This is a genomic window from Flavobacterium ponti (assembly GCF_042652765.1).
In the GTDB taxonomy this organism is placed as follows: Bacteria; Bacteroidota; Bacteroidia; order Flavobacteriales; family Flavobacteriaceae; genus Flavobacterium; species Flavobacterium ponti.
The window spans coordinates 221,777-239,124 of sequence record NZ_JBHSGW010000025.1 but is presented as its reverse complement, the minus strand read 5'-3'; the positions used below and the strand labels follow the sequence as shown (position 1 = coordinate 239,124).

The window sequence follows — 17,348 nt, the reverse complement described above, 5'->3', positions numbered from 1 at the left end:
ATCCAATGAAACATCTATTTTCTATACTCTTTTTTCTATTTTCTTTTTTCTCATTCAGTCAAATACAACATTGTGGTTTTGATTTTACTTCTTATTTAGTGGTTGATGTTCATGAAAATGGTAAAACTATAAATCTAGACAACATTAAAATTTCGCTAATTGATAAAGAAGGTAAAGAAGTCATAAACACTAACAATACATTGAGTTGGAAAGATGGAAATAAACCCATGATTTTCTCCAAAAACTATTTGATTAGTAAGCAAGGAGAAAAGGAACGTTGGTTTTTTCCATATGCAAAAGACAATTATTTATTATCTGTTACAAATACATTTCCTGCTGAGCAATACAGTATTAAAGTAGAAGATTTAAACAATAGGTTCAAAACTCAAATTATTGAATTAAACAGTTTTAATCTTTATATCTTATGCTCAAGTGAAAACGAAAAACAAGCTCGTAAATTTGGACCAAGAAGTAATAGTCCTATTGAGGTTGTGATGGAGTAGTGTTATTGATATTTCATTTTAATAGTATTCAATATCCAAAACATCTCTTAATCTATTAATACTATGTTTGTACATTTTTGAAAAGAATATAGTTATAAAAATGAATCTAATAATAAATAATTGTCCAATTGCTACCAAAATATAGAAAATGATATCTTTTGGATTTGTTATAGTTTGAAAAATAATTGCAACAATTGGTAGTATGAATAAGATACTAAATAAAACTTTAAACGCTTTATTAACTTCTAGATTTACAAAACCATTTTTATTTTCAATTTTTCCAGACATTACACACAATGCACCTTTTCCAATTTCAGAGGAAATTATTTTAAAAGTATTATTTTTTATGATTCCGCGAAAAGATTTATCAGTATAACTTGAGATAAAATTTTTAGAATATTCTGTTCTTCGCTTTAATCTTTCTAATGTATCTTCTTGATTATCAATTAACCTAAATTTTATTTCTTTAGTTGGGAATATTTTCATCAATTAATAATTATAATTTGTCAATAAATTTACTTCCACTTAATATTACAACCCATACTTGGTTTTTGAACTTCGTTTAAATGTCTATTATAGACTATACTATCAATAGCATTTCTTAAATCACTACCACTAACAGGAATTCCATTTCCAGGTCTTGAATCATCTAATTGTCCTCTGTAAATTAGTTTGTCAAGATTGTCAAATAAGAAAAAATCTGGAGTACAAGCTGCATCATAAGCTTTTGCAACTTCTTGAAATTCATCAAACAAATAAGGAAAATCTACTTTATTTTTTAAAGCAAAATCAGCCATTTTATCAGGAGCATCTTGAGGATATTTTATAATATCATTACTTGATATGGCTACAATTCCGATTCCTTGAACTCTATAATCATTGGCTATCATTACAACTTCATCAATTACATGCAAAACAAAAGGACAATGGTTACACATAAAGATAACTAAAGTTCCTAATTTACCTTTGCAATCGTCGAAGTTGAACTTTGTATTGAAATTAGAAGCTGGTAATAAAAAATCAGGTGCTTTTGTTCCTAACGAAAGCATGTTTGATGGAGTTAATGACATTTTTAGTTTTGGATTTGTGGTTGATTGTTAACTGTTATACGGAAAGTTTTACAAAAGGTTACAAGATTTTATTATTTTTGAATTCATTTATAACATAGAGTCTTTATTGAAAAGATTCTGAAACGAGATACTAATAAAATGCAAAACGAATTAACTTGGGCAGAATTTGAAAAAGTAGAAATGCGAATTGGAACAATACTAGAAGTGAATGATTTTCCAGAAGCAAGAAATCCGGCTTATCAAATTCATATTGATTTTGGGAATGCAATAGGAGTGAAGAAGACTTCAGCACAAATCACTAAAAAATATACAAAAGAAGAGTTAATAGGAAAGCAAATTGTTGCAGTCATAAACTTTCCTAAAAAACAAATTGGAAATTTTATGAGTGAATGCCTTTTGTTGGGTTCAATAGGTGAAGCTAAAGAAGTAGTTTTATTATCTTCTGACAAACCTGTTGAAAATGGACTTAGAGTGGGTTAAAAAAGAGCATAGAAAATAGACAACAGAACAAAGACTTTATTAAATCTTTTATTCACAATATCTATTTTCTATGCTCTATTTTCTATATTCTAAAAAAATTATTCTTGCATACTGTGATAAACATTCATCACGTCATCATCTTCCTCAATTTTTTCTAATAATTTCTCAACATCAGCTACTTCTTCTGGAGAAAGTTCTTTAGTTACTTGAGGAATTCTCTCAAATCCAGAAGATAAAATTTCTAAACCTCTTGATTCTAATTCTTTTTGAATAGCACCAAAACTTTCAAATGGAGCATACATTACAATTCCGTCTTCGTCTTCAAAAATTTCTTCTACACCAAAATCAATCATTTCTAATTCCATTTCCTCTACATCAATTCCTTCAGCAGGAATTCTAAAATTACAAGTGTGATCGAACATAAATTCCACTGAACCTTGTGTGCCAAAGGTTCCGTTGCATTTGTTAAAATAACTTCTAATATTGGCTACAGTTCTATTGTTATTATCAGTTGCCGTTTCAATAAGAATAGCAATTCCATGAGGAGCATAACCTTCAAATAAAACTTCTTTGAAATTGGCTGTGTCTTTATCGGATGCTTTTTTGATAGCGCGTTCCACGTTATCTTTAGGCATATTTGCCGATTTAGCATTTTGAATAACAGCACGTAAACGAGAATTGGTTTCCGGATTTGGACCACCTTCTTTAACGGCCATTACAATATCTTTTCCTATACGTGTAAACGTTTTAGCCATTGCAGACCAACGTTTCATTTTTCGTGCTTTTCTAAATTCGAATGCTCTTCCCATTTCTATATTGTTTTAAACGTAGCAAAAATAATTTTTTTAGATTCAATATCAAAATTTGTTAAACAATAAAGCTTATATTTGTATTATTCACTCATCACATAAAATAAAATTTAAATTACTACTTAAATTATTTAAGGAAAATAATTGATGGTAAAGTAACTGGAATAATTATGGAATAAAATTTAGAGAAATAAATATAATAAATGAATATTACAAAAAATTTTTATAGAATAATAAATTGGTTTTTTGACAGACCTAAATTTTTTGGCTCTATTGTTTTTACTACTTTAAGTTTTTTATTTATTTATATTGCTTTTCAGAATTATAAAATAAGCAAAGAAGATAAAAAAACTGAAATGACTAACACATTAAATGTCATTTCTAAAAATATTGAACAATTACTCAAAAATTCTTATACTACAACTCTTACTTTAGCACTTACCATTAATGATGAAGGAATACCTCAGGATTTTGATTTAATAGCTAAACAATTACTGGAATCTAACAACAGTATATCTGCAGTTGAATTGGTGCCAAATGGAGTAATAAAATACATATATCCATTAGAAGAAAATAAAGCAGCTTTAAATTTAGACATTTTAAATGCAGAATTGTTTAAAAAAGAGGCTTTAAAGTCAATAAAAACAAAAAAAATATATTTCGCAGGACCATTTGAATTAACCCAAGGAGGACAAGGTATTGTAGGCAGGCTTCCAATATTTGTTAAAAATAAGTTTTGGGGGTTTTCTGCCGTTGTAATTAGTTTAGATAAACTATTAAAAACATCTGGAATACAATCTATAAAAAAAGAAAATTTTTATTTTCAATTATCAAAAGTAAATCCAAATACTGGTAAAGAAGTTTTTTATTTACCAGAGTCTATAAAACCAAAAAAAAATAATTATGTGAAAAGATATATTCCAGATGGTGATTGGAATTTATACATAATTGATAAAGATTCAAATGCTTTATTGAAATTGTTTCTAATTAAAATTTTAATAGCAATATTAGTAGCATTCACTATAGGTTATTTTATGTTCATGTTGCTTGAAAAACCAAAAGAATTAAAATATTTAATTCAAAGCCAAGCAAAAAAATTAATAAAAACAGAATTAAAATTTAAAGCTATTTTTGATCAAGCAGCTATTGGCATTGTAAATGTGGATGCTGAAACAAAAAAAATTATAGATGTAAATGAAAGATTTTGTAATTTATTAGGATACACAGTTGATGAAATGAGAGAAATGAATTTTCAAGAGATTACTCATACTGATGATATAGAAAGAAGTCTAAAAAACGTTGAAAGTATTAAAAAAGGAATAACTGATGAATATACATTTGAAAAAAGATATCTTTCAAAAGAAGGCAAGATTATTTGGGCAAATTTGACGATTACTCGCTTTGAAAAGAATGATAATTCAGAAGCAACTACACTTATAGCCTTAATTCAAGATATAACTGAACTTAAGAAAAATAAAGGATTAATTATTAATTCTCAACAAAGAATAGAATCATTAATAAATACAATTGACGGAATTGTATGGGAATGTGATGCTAGAACTTTTGAATTCAGTTTTATTAGTAAAAAAGTAGAAAATATTTTGGGTTATACTGCTGAAGAGTGGCTTTCAAGCAAAACATTTTGGCAAGATCATATCTATATTGAAGACAGAGAAAAAACTCTAAATTACTGCCTTGATAAAACCTCTTATAACTTAAACCACGATTTTGAATATAGAATGGTTGCAAAAGACGGAAGGCTCGTTTGGCTTAGTGATATTGTAAATGTTGTTTCTGATAACAATAAACCTGTTAGTTTAAGAGGAATTATGATTGATGTCACTAAAAAAAAGGAAATAGAAAAGAATTTAAACCATTCCTTTGACTTACTTTCTCAACAAAATGAACGTTTATTGAATTTTTCATATATAGTTTCTCATAATTTAAGATCACATACAAGTAATATAAGTTCTTTGATTGAATTAATTGAGACTGCTGAAAAAGAAGATGAAAAAAAGCAGTTGTTAGACTTATTAAAATCTGTATCTAATTCTCTTAACGAAACAATGACAAATTTAAATGAAGTAGTTAATATTCAAACAAATATTTCATTAACTATAGAAAAAGTAAACTTGTACAATTATGTGTCAGCAACATTAAAATTATTATCCAATCAAATTGAATTACATGATGTATTGGTCGATAATCAAATTAGTAATGACGAAGAAATAAATTATAATCCAGCCTATCTTGAGAGTATTCTTTTCAACATTATCTCAAACGCTATACGTTATTGTCATAAAGAAAGAAAATCAATTATTACTTTAAGATGCTATCGTGAAAAAGAATTTAAAATTATTGAAATTGCTGATAATGGAATAGGAATTGATTTGAAGAAATATGAAAATAAAATTTTTGGTATGTATAAAACCTTCAGTGGTTTAGCAGATTCCAGAGGAATTGGATTGTTTATTACCAAGAATCAGGTTGATGCTATGGGTGGTAATATCATTGTGGAAAGCGAACCAAATGTAGGAACTACGTTTAAAATTTTTGTCTTATGAAAAAAAACTCAGTATGGATCATAGACGATGACATGATTTTCAAAATTATTGCTCAAAAAATAATTCAAAAATCAGAGAATTTAGAAACATTATCTACTTTTTCAAATGGGCAAGAAGCTTTAGCTGCTCTTGAAAGTGCTGTGACAAATAATGAAAAACTACCAGATATCATACTCTTAGACATTGAAATGCCCTTAATGGATGGATGGGAATTTATTTGTCAAATAAAACCATTTGCATCAATTTTAAAAGAAAAAAAGATTAGAATTTATATACTCAGTTCATCCATTGCTATTGAAGATAAACTAAAAGCACAAAGTAATTCTAATATTTCGGGTTATTTGACAAAACCAATAACTTTAGAAGATTTAGTAAAAATAATTTCATAAAAAAAACAGTTGTAAATTAGTAAACAACTGTTTTTTTTTAGGATTAATTTTAATAAAGTAAACTTCTATTTCTTATAAAAAGGCATTTTCACCACCTTAGCTTTAATATCTTTATTTCTAATTCTAATATAAATTTCAGAATCTGGAGTTGAAAATGGTACAGTTACATAACCCATTCCAATAGCAATTCCTAATGAAGGAGCTTGTGTTCCAGAAGTTACAATTCCAATGTTGTTTCCATCAGCGTCCACAATTTCGTAATCGTGACGAGGAATTCCTCTTTCCACCATTTCAAAACCAACTAATTTACGTGAAACACCAGCTTCTTTTTGAGCTTTTAAGTTTTCTGAATTCGTGAATTCTTTTGTGAATTTCGTAATCCAACCTAAACCAGCTTCTAAAGGAGAAGTAGTATCGTTAATATCATTTCCGTACAAACAGAATCCCATTTCCAAACGTAACGTATCTCTTGCAGCTAAACCAATTGGTTTTATTCCAAAATCAGCACCAGCTTCAAAAACTTTATTCCAAATTTGTTCTACTTCACTGTTTTTACAATAAATTTCAAATCCACCTGAACCAGTATAACCTGTTGCAGAAATAATTACATGTTCAATTCCAGCAAAATCTGCTACTTCAAAATGATAATATTTAATTTGAGATAAATCAACCGAAGTCAATGATTGCATTGCCTCAACAGCTTTTGGTCCTTGAATAGCTAACAAAGAATAATCTTCCGATAAATCTTTCATATCAACACCTAAATCATTGTGAGATTTTATCCAATTCCAATCTTTTTCAATGTTTGAAGCATTTACCACCAATAAATATTGCTCTTCTTTGATTTTATAAATGATTAAATCATCCACAATTCCACCTTCACTATTTGGCAAGCAAGAATATTGTGCTTTACCAACTTCAAGTGTAGAAGCATCATTAGAAGATACTTTCTGAATCAAAGCCAATGCATTTTCACCAGTTAACAAAAACTCACCCATGTGCGAAACGTCAAAAACACCAACAGCTGTTCTAACTGTTTCATGTTCTGCATTAACTCCTTCATATTGCACAGGCATATTGTAACCTGCAAACGGAACCATTTTTGCTCCAAGACTTTCGTGAATGTGTGATAAAGCTGTATTTTTCATTTTTTGAAATTATATTTTTAAAGGTGCTAATTTATTGAAAATTCTACTATTTTATACTTTAAATATTAGATAAATTATCAAAAAATCATTTTTTGTTAATATTGTTAATAAACCTTGCATTTTAACAATTGTTTGCTGAATTTTGTAAACCTTAAAATTTAACAATGGAAACTACCTATTATATAAGTTCAGATTTATTATCTATTGATGCAATTCAAACTATTTTATTAGAAGATAAAAAGTTAGCCTTGTCAGAAGAAGCTATTGTAAACATTGAGAAATGTAGAAAATATTTAGATGATAAAATGAAATCTCATGAAGAACCAATTTACGGAATTAACACTGGATTTGGTTCGTTGTGTAATGTGATAATTTCCAATGAAAATTTAACGAAACTTCAAGAAAATTTAATAAAATCACATGCTTGTGGAACAGGAGAAGAAGTGCCAAGTGAGATTGTGAAAATTATGTTATTATTGAAAATTCAATCGTTAAGTTATGGACATTCAGGTGTTCAATTGGCTACGGTTGAACGTTTGATTGAGTTTTACAACAATGATATTTTACCAGTTATTTACACACAAGGTTCGCTAGGTGCAAGTGGAGATTTAGCACCTTTAGCTCATTTATCGTTACCATTGCTTGGAGAAGGAGAAGTTTATTATGATGGTTTTAGACAACCTTCAAGTAAAGTTCTTGAAAAAATGAATTGGCAACCTATAGAAATGCAATCTAAAGAAGGATTAGCTTTATTGAATGGAACCCAATTTATGAGTGCTTATGGAGTTTATATTTTATTAAAATCGTGTAAGTTATCTTATTTAGCTGATTTAATTGGAGCTGTTTCTTTAGAAGGATTTGACGGAAGAATTGAACCTTTTAATGATTTAATTCATTTGGTAAGACCCCATAAAGGCCAAATTCAAACTGCAAGAAGGTTAACTGAGTTTTTGGAAGACAGTGAAATTATAGCTCAACCTAAGAAACATGTTCAAGATCCATATTCTTTCAGATGTATGCCACAAGTTCATGGAGCTAGTAAAGATACTATTGATTATGTAAAGAAAGTTTTTAGAACAGAAATCAATTCGGTTACAGACAATCCAAATATTTTTGTGGGTGAAGATGAAATTATTTCTGGTGGAAATTTCCACGGACAACCTTTGGCTTTAGCTTTTGACTTTTTAGGAATTGCTTTGTCAGAATTGGGAAGTATTTCGGAAAGAAGAACGTATCAATTAATTTCAGGTTTACGCGAATTACCAGCTTTTTTAGTAGATAATCCAGGTTTGAATTCAGGATTTATGATTCCACAATATACAGCTGCAAGTATTGCAAGTCAGAACAAACAATTAGCAACACCAGCAAGTATTGATAGTATTGTTTCGAGTAACGGACAAGAAGATCATGTTTCAATGGGAGCTAATGCAGCTACAAAAACATTGCGAATTGTAGATAATTTAGAACGTATTTTAGCTATTGAATTATTGAATGCTTCTCAAGCGTTAGAATTCAGAAGACCATTAAAATCAAGTGAATTTATTGAAATGTTTATCAAATCATACAGAGATGAAGTTTCTTTTGTAAAAGAAGACCGAATCTTACATTATGACATTGAAAAAACAATTGCTTTTTTACAAAGTTTTCAGATAGAGTTGGAGGATTAGGAATTTTGTTTAAATTTATCTTAATATTTCAATGTTTTTAATAGTTGCTTAAATTTATATATTAAGATTGCAAGTACTAAATTCTTCTTGGAATTTTTTAGTAGAAGATTTTGAATGCAAACCATGAATATTAATAAATGAGAATGTTTTTTTAATCCATTTTTTTAAAATTTTTTATTTAAAATTTCAATAATGTTTTTTTCATTTCCTTTACTAATGTAGAAAATTGCTAATTTTACACGTTCATTAATTTCTTCATTAGAAAGAATTTTACTTTTATTTAATTCAAAAATAAATTCCGCTATATCTCCATCAATATAAGGTCCATCTGCACTTGTTTTTTTTATTTTGTTAGATAAAACAATCAAATTATTACCTGCACTATCTTTTATGAATTTAATGTTATTCCAATTTTTGTAAAAATCTTTTTCGTAATCTGTCATAAAGTATTTGTAATTATTTGTTATTTAAATATCTGCAAAATTTTGTAAATAGTGGAAAATCTTCAAAGATTAATGTTCTTAATATTTTTCTAACCCAAAAACAAACTCAAAATCCCAAGAATAGCAGGAAGCCCTTGTACAAAAAATATTTTTTTAGAAACCGAATAAGCTCCATAAATAGCTGCTACAAGCACACAGTTTAAGAAGAATAGTGCAATATTTCTTGACCAAAATTCATCTGAAATAAAGAACGTCCAAATTAAACCAGCAGCTAAAAAACCATTGTATAATCCTTGATTTGCTGCCATTGCTTTTGTGGGTTTGAATAAGTCTTTTGGAAAATTGGTAAAAACTTTTGGTGCTTTTGTGGTCCAAGCAAACATTTCTAAATACAAAAAATAAAGATGCATAAAAGCTACAAAACCTATGATAATTTGTGATAAAATATTCATCTTTTCTGTTTTTATTGGTTAAAATTATCTTCAATTCTTTTATCAGGAACAAGCCAAATAAAAGCTACAATTATATAAAGAATTCCAGAAATTAAAGGAATATATAAAGCGAACGCAATTGCAATTATATAGAGTAAATTTGATAATTTTCCTTTGTTGTCTTTTCCAACAGAATTGTAAAGAAGTGAATCTTTACCTTCAAATTTAATGATACACTTTTGAAGAATAAAGTAAGCAATTGCACAGCCTAAAAGGACAATTCCGTATAAAAACATTGGAAAATGAGCAAATTCGCTTTCACCAAGCCAAGCTGTTGCAAATGGAATTAATGATAACCAAAACAGTAAATGCATGTTTGCCCAAAGAATTTTTCCATTTACTTTTTCAACTGTGTGCATCAAATGATGGTGATTATTCCAATAAATAGCAATATAAATGAAACTCAAAATGTAACCTAAAACTTTAGGAAGTAGAGGTTTTAAGTCGTTAAAAGTATGACCTTCTGGCACACTAAACTCTAAGACCATAATGGTAATAATTATGGCTAAAACTCCATCACTAAAAGCTTCGAGTCTGTTTTTTTTCATAAAATATTTTAATTTATGACTTCAACAATTGTTGATATTTTTGATTGTGGATAATCTTTCATATGCATTTCTAGTTCTAAAAAATCACCACTAATATCTTTTATTTTTACAATCAAATCAACATTAGACTTTAAAAAAGCTGCTGTTTTTTCAGAGCTTTTCAATGTATAAGTACAATCATCAATCCAAATAACTTCAAAATCAAGAACAGTATCTTCTCCTAGTTTGCGTTCTGTTTGAAGATTACCTTTTCTTTCAATGATATATGTAACTCCCAATTCATCATCTTGAAGTTTAAATTTACCATTTTTATAGTTTTTGCAATTTTGCGAATAACTCAAAGACGAAAATCCTAAAGTAACAACAAACAATAATACTATTTTTTTCATCTTTAAAATTATTTCCATTTAAAATTTTTCTCAATCGCTTTTATCATTTCACCAGCAATGTCCTTATTTGTTGCTCCTTCGATACCTTCTAAACCAGGAGAGGAATTTACTTCAAGTAATAAAGGACCTTTTGAAGAACGAATAATATCAACACCAGCCACTTTTAAATCCATCGCTTTTGCAGCTTTTATAGCAATTTTCTTTTCTTCAGCTGTAACTTTAACTACAGAAGCAGAACCACCCATGTGAATATTAGCTCTAAATTCACCAGGAGCAGCTTCTCTTTGCATAGCAGCAACTACTTTTCCATCAACCACAAAAAGACGTAAATCCTTTCCGTTAGCTTCTTTAATAAATTCTTGAACTAAAATATTAGCATTCAAACTTTTGAAAGCGTTAATAACTGATTCAGCAGCTTTTTTTGTTTCAGCCAATACAACACCTTTTCCTTGAGTTCCTTCTAATAATTTAACAATTAAGGGAGAACCACCAACCATTTTAATTAAATCATCTGTATCTAAAGGAGAATTAGCAAATCCAGTAGTTGGAATGTCAACACCATTATTTAAAAGCAATTGTAATGAAAATAACTTATCACGAGATTGTGTAATAGCTGCAGCATTATTTAAAGCAAATACTTTTAAAGCTTCAAATTGACGTGTTAAAGCACAACCATAATAAGTCATACTTGGACGAATTCTTGGAATTACGGCATCAAAATCATTTAGAATTTTTCCACCACGATAATGAATTTCAGGTGTATCTGCATCCAATTTCATATAGCAATATTTCAGATTTAAAAAATGCATTTCATGTCCACGCATTTCTCCAGCTTCTAAAATTCGTTTATTACTATATAATTCTGGGTTACTAGCCAAAAGTCCAATTCTTAATCCTTTTTTTTCTGAAGATTCAGAATAATAGTATTCTTTTAGTTTTTCATTAGTTGGCTGGCCCAAAACAAATTTTTGCTCAGGATCAACCATAACTCTTCCAGACATAGCTTCTCTACCTAAAAGCATTCTGTATCCCATTGAATCACGATTGGTTAACGTAACTTCAATTTCCCAAGTTTTTCCACCTAAAGAAACATTAGTGCGAATTACATATCTTTTTTCACGGAATCCACTTGAACTTTTAACAATTCTTTGGTCAACTAATTGAGCATCACAATGAATAAGTGCTTTTGCATTGTTTTGAATAGGATTAATGTCAAATTTCACCCATTCTTGATGATCTTTGGTATAAGTTTTTATGTTTATAGCATGTAGTGCTGAAGTTTTGGCTCCTGAGTCAACTCTTGCTTTTATGGTTGGAATTCCAATTGTTGGCAAAGAACACCATTCTTCGCTACCTACAATGACTTTTTGTTGCATTTTGTATTGTGTTAATTTTAATCTAAAGTACTATTTTTTTTGATAAATCAAAGAGAAAAAAAAACCTACTTTTCAGCAGGTTTTTCAGATTTTTTGATTGTTACAGTAAGTTCTTGCTTATCTTCATCTAAATCCATGAAAATTTCATCTCCTTCATGTATTTTTGATGTTATAATCTCTTCTGCTAAAGCATCTTCAACATATTTTTGAATAGCTCTTTTTAGTGGTCTAGCTCCAAATTGTTTATCAAAACCTTTGTCTGCGATATAATCTTTAGCTTTTTCTGATAAATTTAAAGTATATCCTAAACCTTTAATTCTTAAATACAACTTATCCATTTCGATATCAATAATCTTATCAATATCTTCTTTTTCTAGCGAATTGAAGACAACTACATCATCAATTCTATTTAAAAATTCTGGTGCAAATGCTTTCTTAAGAGCGTTTTCAATAATTCCTTTCGAATTTTCATCTGCTTGAGCTGTTTTTGAAGCTGTTCCAAATCCAACACCTTGTCCAAAATCCTTTAATTGACGAGCACCAACATTAGATGTCATAATGATTATAGTGTTTCTAAAATCAATTTTTCGTCCTAAACTGTCTGTTAAATGACCATCATCTAAAACTTGAAGCATCATATTGAAAACATCTGGATGAGCTTTTTCGATTTCATCTAAAAGAACCACACAATAAGGTTTTCTTCTAACTTTTTCAGTTAGTTGTCCACCTTCTTCATAACCAACATATCCTGGAGGAGCACCTACTAATCTAGAGATAGCAAACTTCTCCATATATTCACTCATATCAATACGAACGAGGGCATCTTCAGAATCAAATAACTCTTTTGCTAATACTTTGGCTAACTGTGTTTTACCAACTCCTGTTTGACCTAAAAATATGAATGATCCAATTGGTTTATTTGGGTCTTTTAAACCAGCTCTATTTCTTTGAATTGACTTAGCAATTTTAGAAACCGCTTCATTTTGACCAATCACTTTTCCTTGAATCAATTCAGGTAAATGAGCTAATTTATTACTCTCAGTTTGTGCAATTCTATTCACTGGAATTCCAGTCATCATTGAAACTACATCAGCTACATTATCTTCTGAAACTTCAATTCTATTATTTTTAGCATCTTCTTCCCATTTTTCTTGAGCGATTGCTAATTCTTTTTCAATACGTTTTTCATCATCGCGAAGTTTAGCAGCTTCTTCATATTTCTGTTTTTTAACAACAGAATTTTTCAATTCTCTGACTTCTTCCAATTGACGTTCTAAATCTAAAATTTGTTTTGGTACATCAATATTGGTAATATGAACTCTAGAACCAGCTTCATCTAAAGCATCGATAGCTTTATCTGGAAGGAATCTGTCAGTCATATAGCGATTCGTTAATTTTACACAAGCTTCAATAGCTTCATCTGTGTATGTTACGCTATGATGATCTTCATATTTACCTTTAATATTATGTAAGATTGTAATCGTTTCATCTACAGAAGTAGGTTCAATGATTACTTTTTGAAAACGTCTTTCAAGAGCTCCATCTTTTTCAATATATTGACGGTATTCATCAAGAGTTGTTGCACCAACACATTGAATTTCTCCACGAGCTAAAGCAGGTTTAAACATATTAGAAGCATCTAACGAACCAGTAGCTCCACCAGCACCAACAATAGTATGAATTTCATCAATGAATAGAATGATGTCATCATTTTTTTCTAATTCATTCATGACAGCTTTCATACGTTCTTCAAACTGTCCACGGTATTTTGTTCCAGCCACTAAACTAGCTAAATCAAGAGTAACAACACGTTTGTTAAATAAAACACGAGATACTTTTTTCTTGATAATCATTAGAGCTAAACCTTCTGCAATAGCAGATTTTCCAACTCCAGGTTCACCAATCAGTAAAGGGTTGTTTTTCTTTCTACGGCTTAAAATTTGAGAAACTCTTTCAATTTCTTTTTCACGACCTACAACAGGGTCTAATTTACCTTCTTCAGCCATTTCGGTTAAATCTCTACCAAAATTATCTAAGACAGGAGTTTTTGATTTTTTTGTTGTTTTACTACCTGAAGAAGGGTTGTTAAAAGCACTATCTTTAATTCCATCATCTTGTCCAGAATCATCATTATATGATTCAGCTTTTGGTAGGTTTTCTATAAAATCTTCTTCGTTATTTATCATAGCAATATAATTTTCTTTAACGGTTTCGTAATCGATTTTTAATTTTTTCATCAACTTGGTAGTTGGATCATTTTCATTACGTAATATACACAACAATAAATGTGCCGTACTTACGGCTGAACTATTGTACAGCTTGGCTTCAAGGAAAGTAGTTTTAATTGCACGTTCGGCTTGTCTGGTTAGATGAAGATTTTTTTTATCATTATTTTGAATACCTGTCGAATTGGCAGGACTCAATAGTTCTACTTTTTTACGTAAGTGACTAAAGTCAATTGCTAAGCTATTTAAAATGGTCATTGCTTTTCCACTGCCATCTCTAAGAATACCCAATATTAAGTGTTCTGTGCCAATGAAGTCATGACCTAAACGCAAAGCTTCTTCTTTACTGTAAGTAATTACATCTTTAACTCTTGGGGAAAAATTATCGTCCATTATATTAATTTAATCAAGTAAATATACAAATAATATAGAATACTAAAAACTAGTATACTATTATTTTAAGGCTAATTGACAAAAAATATCTCAATAATAAAAGTTAAAATGAATGGAGTTATCATCAAAAAATGATTACTTTTTGTTAATAAATCTTTTATATTTATTTAAAAAAAGGATGGTAAAAAAATATAAAAGCAGTAAATTGGCACGTTTAAGTAATAACAATAATTTTAATATAAAATACCTATGTCTGAAGGAGAAAAGTTAATTCCTATTAACATTGAAGATGAAATGAAATCAGCTTACATTGATTATTCAATGTCAGTTATAGTATCTAGAGCTCTTCCTGATGTTAGAGATGGTTTAAAGCCTGTACATCGAAGAGTATTATATGGAATGTATGAATTAGGAGTTCTTTCTAATAGAGCTCACAAGAAATCAGCTAGAATTGTTGGAGAAGTATTAGGAAAGTATCACCCACATGGAGATACATCGGTTTATGATGCAATGGTTCGTATGGCTCAAGAATGGAGTTTGAGATATATGATGGTTGACGGACAAGGTAACTTTGGATCAGTAGATGGAGATAGTCCAGCAGCAATGCGTTATACTGAAGCACGTATGCGAAAAATATCTGAAGATATGTTGGCTGATTTAGACAAAGAAACTGTTGACTTTCAGTTAAATTTCGACGATACGTTGGAAGAGCCAACTGTTATGCCAACAAAAATTCCAACCTTATTAATTAATGGTGCTTCTGGAATTGCTGTAGGTATGGCTACAAACATGGCTCCTCATAACTTGACTGAAGTAATTGATGGAACATTGGCATACATTGATAATCCAGAAATTGAAATAGACGAACTAATCAATTATATAAAAGCTCCAGATTTTCCAACAGGTGGAACTATTTATGGTTACGAAGGAGTAAGAGAGGCATTTAAAACTGGTCGTGGACGTATTGTAATGCGTGCTAAAGCTACTTTTGAAGAATCTAACAACAAAGAAGCTATTGTTGTTACAGAAATCCCATATCAGGTTAATAAAGCTGATATGATTAAAAAAACGGCAGATTTAGTAAATGATAAAAAAATTGAAGGTATTTCAAATATTCGTGATGAATCGGATAGAAACGGAATGCGTATTGTTTATGAACTAAAACGTGATGCTGTTCCTAATGTAGTTTTAAACACATTATATAAGTATACTCAACTACAATCTTCTTTTAGTGTAAATAACATTGCACTTGTTAATGGTAGACCTCAAATGTTGAACCTAAAAGATTTAATTCATTATTTTGTTGAGCATAGACATGATGTAGTTGTTAGAAGAACACAATATGAATTACGTAAAGCAGAAGAAAGAGCTCACATTCTTGAAGGTTTAATTATTGCTTCTGATAATATAGATGAAGTAATCAAAATTATTAGAGCATCGAAAGATGGTGAAGAAGCAAGAGAGAAATTAATTGAAAGGTTTAATTTATCTGAAATTCAAGCTCGTGCCATTGTTGAAATGCGTTTGAGACAATTAACAGGTCTTGAGCAAGATAAATTACGTGCAGAATATGAAGAAATTATGAAGTTAATTGCTTATTTAAAAGAGTTATTAGCTAGTAAAGAAATGAGATCGCAAGTAATTAAAGATGAATTAGCTGAAGTTAAAGATAAATACGGAGACGAAAGACGTTCAGTAATTGAATATGCTGGTGGTGATGTAAGCATTGAAGATTTAATTGCAGATGAGCAAGTTGTTGTTACAATTTCTCATGCAGGTTATATCAAACGAACTTCATTATCAGAATATAAAACACAAAATAGAGGTGGAGTTGGACAAAAAAGTGCAGCCACAAGAGATGAAGATTTCTTAGAACATTTATTCGTCGCTACAAATCACCAATATTTAATGTTCTTTACTCAAAAAGGAAAATGTTTCTGGATGAGAGTTTTTGAAATACCAGAAGGAACAAAAGCTAGTAAAGGTAGAGCACTTCAAAACCTTATCAATATCGAAAATGATGATAAAGTAAAAGCTTTTATTTGCACACAAGACCTTAAAGATGAAGAATATATCAACAGTCATTATGTAATTATGGCTACGAAGCAAGGTCAGGTAAAGAAAACTTCTTTAGAAAAGTATTCTCGTCCAAGAGTTAATGGAGTTGCCGCAATTACAATTAAAGAAGATGACGAATTATTAGAAGCAAAATTAACTACAGGAAATAGCCAAGTTTTATTAGCTGTTCGTTCAGGTAAAATTGTTCGTTTTGAAGAAGAAAAAACTAGACCAATGGGTAGAACTGCTTCTGGAGTAAGAGGAATTACTCTAAAAGATGAAACAGACGAGTTAATTGGAATGGTTTCTGTAGATGTAAATGATGTAAATGATACACAATTGTTAGTTGTAACAGAGAATGGTTATGGAAAACGTACCAAACTTGAAGAAGATGGTGAAGCTATCTATAGAATAACAAACAGAGGAGGAAAAGGAGTTAAAGCTTTAAATGTTACTGAAAAAACAGGTGCTTTAGTTTCTATCAATATCGTTTCTGATGCAGATGACTTAATGATTATCAATAAATCTGGATTAACCATTAGAATGAATGTTTCTGATTTAAGAACTATGGGTAGAGCTACTCAAGGAGTTCGATTAATCAATATTAAAGGAAAAGATTCAATTGCAGCAGTTACAAAAGTTCTTCGAGAAGAAGAAGAAGTTATAATTGAAGGAGATATTGTTGAAGGAGAAATAACAAACAATACTGAAAATAATACAGATACTGATTTATCTGAAGAATCGGAAACTGAAGAATAAATTGCAAAGCCCAATTAGTTTTGGGCTTTTTTAAAT

The 17,348-nt window shown here is 29.5% G+C and carries 16 protein-coding genes; 6 read left to right on the top strand and 10 right to left on the bottom strand.

From position 1 onward, the window contains the following. Positions 1–5: 5 nt before the first annotated feature. Positions 6–503 (top strand): hypothetical protein, encoded by a 498-nt coding sequence (locus ACFO3U_RS09390; RefSeq protein ID WP_379741103.1) that lies wholly within the window; start codon positions 6–8, stop codon positions 501–503. Positions 504–521: 18 nt separating this feature from the next. Here ACFO3U_RS09390 and ACFO3U_RS09385 read toward each other — a convergent pair whose 3' ends face one another. Both ACFO3U_RS09385 and ACFO3U_RS09380 read right to left on the bottom strand, forming a co-directional pair. Further along, positions 522–989: a hypothetical protein gene (locus ACFO3U_RS09385; RefSeq protein WP_379741100.1), complete on the bottom strand. Its 468-nt coding sequence runs from the start codon at positions 987–989 to the stop codon at positions 522–524. Between the two features lie 29 nt (positions 990–1,018). Next, positions 1,019–1,573 carry a thioredoxin family protein gene (locus ACFO3U_RS09380; protein ID WP_379741097.1) on the bottom strand — a complete coding sequence of 185 codons (555 nt, stop codon included), beginning with the start codon at positions 1,571–1,573 and terminating at the stop codon, positions 1,019–1,021. Positions 1,574–1,711: 138 nt separating this feature from the next. Here ACFO3U_RS09380 and ACFO3U_RS09375 point away from each other — a divergent pair, with 138 nt between their 5' ends. Continuing rightward, a complete protein-coding gene (locus tag ACFO3U_RS09375; RefSeq protein ID WP_379741093.1) occupies positions 1,712–2,053 on the top strand; it encodes a tRNA-binding protein in 342 nt (113 codons plus the stop codon). A 98-nt stretch (positions 2,054–2,151) separates the two neighbouring features. Here ACFO3U_RS09375 and ACFO3U_RS09370 read toward each other — a convergent pair whose 3' ends face one another. Beyond that, positions 2,152–2,862, bottom strand: coding sequence for a YebC/PmpR family DNA-binding transcriptional regulator (locus tag ACFO3U_RS09370; RefSeq protein WP_379741090.1), 711 nt, complete (start codon positions 2,860–2,862; stop codon positions 2,152–2,154). Positions 2,863–3,065: 203 nt separating this feature from the next. On the opposite strand from ACFO3U_RS09370, the gene ACFO3U_RS09365 reads away from it, so the two are divergent. Both ACFO3U_RS09365 and ACFO3U_RS09360 read left to right on the top strand, forming a co-directional pair. Then, positions 3,066–5,426: a sensor histidine kinase gene (locus ACFO3U_RS09365; RefSeq protein ID WP_379741087.1), complete on the top strand. Its 2,361-nt coding sequence runs from the start codon at positions 3,066–3,068 to the stop codon at positions 5,424–5,426. Then, a complete protein-coding gene (locus ACFO3U_RS09360; protein ID WP_379741084.1) occupies positions 5,423–5,815 on the top strand; it encodes a response regulator in 393 nt (130 codons plus the stop codon). Before ACFO3U_RS09365 ends, ACFO3U_RS09360 begins: the two co-directional genes overlap by 4 nt. Positions 5,816–5,880: 65 nt before the next feature. Here ACFO3U_RS09360 and gcvT read toward each other — a convergent pair whose 3' ends face one another. Beyond that, positions 5,881–6,963, bottom strand: coding sequence for a glycine cleavage system aminomethyltransferase GcvT (gene gcvT / locus ACFO3U_RS09355; protein ID WP_379741081.1), 1,083 nt, complete (start codon positions 6,961–6,963; stop codon positions 5,881–5,883). Positions 6,964–7,127: 164 nt separating this feature from the next. Between gcvT and hutH the strand changes: the two genes are divergently transcribed. After that, the gene (gene hutH, locus ACFO3U_RS09350) at positions 7,128–8,630 is read left to right on the top strand and encodes a histidine ammonia-lyase (protein WP_379741078.1); all 1,503 of its coding nucleotides are present in this window, start codon (positions 7,128–7,130) and stop codon (positions 8,628–8,630) included. 164 nt (positions 8,631–8,794) lie between these two features. Here hutH and ACFO3U_RS09345 read toward each other — a convergent pair whose 3' ends face one another. The 6 genes from ACFO3U_RS09345 to ACFO3U_RS09320 all read right to left on the bottom strand — a co-directional run bounded on the left by ACFO3U_RS09345 (position 8,795) and on the right by ACFO3U_RS09320 (position 14,495). Further along, positions 8,795–9,073, bottom strand: coding sequence for a hypothetical protein (locus tag ACFO3U_RS09345; protein ID WP_379741075.1), 279 nt, complete (start codon positions 9,071–9,073; stop codon positions 8,795–8,797). Between the two features lie 89 nt (positions 9,074–9,162). Continuing rightward, on the bottom strand, positions 9,163–9,525 hold the full coding sequence (locus ACFO3U_RS09340) for a DUF1304 domain-containing protein (RefSeq protein WP_379741071.1): 363 nt from the start codon (positions 9,523–9,525) through the stop codon (positions 9,163–9,165). An 11-nt stretch (positions 9,526–9,536) separates the two neighbouring features. Further along, positions 9,537–10,112: a TMEM175 family protein gene (locus tag ACFO3U_RS09335; RefSeq protein WP_379741068.1), complete on the bottom strand. Its 576-nt coding sequence runs from the start codon at positions 10,110–10,112 to the stop codon at positions 9,537–9,539. A gap of 8 nt (positions 10,113–10,120) precedes the next feature. Beyond that, a complete protein-coding gene (locus ACFO3U_RS09330) occupies positions 10,121–10,501 on the bottom strand; it encodes a hypothetical protein (RefSeq protein ID WP_379741065.1) in 381 nt (126 codons plus the stop codon). A gap of 8 nt (positions 10,502–10,509) precedes the next feature. Beyond that, on the bottom strand, positions 10,510–11,877 hold the full coding sequence (gene rimK / locus ACFO3U_RS09325; protein ID WP_379741062.1) for a 30S ribosomal protein S6--L-glutamate ligase: 1,368 nt from the start codon (positions 11,875–11,877) through the stop codon (positions 10,510–10,512). 65 nt (positions 11,878–11,942) lie between these two features. Beyond that, on the bottom strand, positions 11,943–14,495 hold the full coding sequence (locus ACFO3U_RS09320) for an ATP-dependent Clp protease ATP-binding subunit (protein ID WP_379741059.1): 2,553 nt from the start codon (positions 14,493–14,495) through the stop codon (positions 11,943–11,945). Positions 14,496–14,744: 249 nt separating this feature from the next. On the opposite strand from ACFO3U_RS09320, the gene gyrA reads away from it, so the two are divergent. Continuing rightward, positions 14,745–17,312, top strand: a complete 2,568-nt coding sequence (gene gyrA / locus ACFO3U_RS09315) for a DNA gyrase subunit A (protein WP_379741056.1) — start codon at positions 14,745–14,747, stop codon at positions 17,310–17,312. The last annotated feature ends 36 nt before the right edge of the window (positions 17,313–17,348 follow it).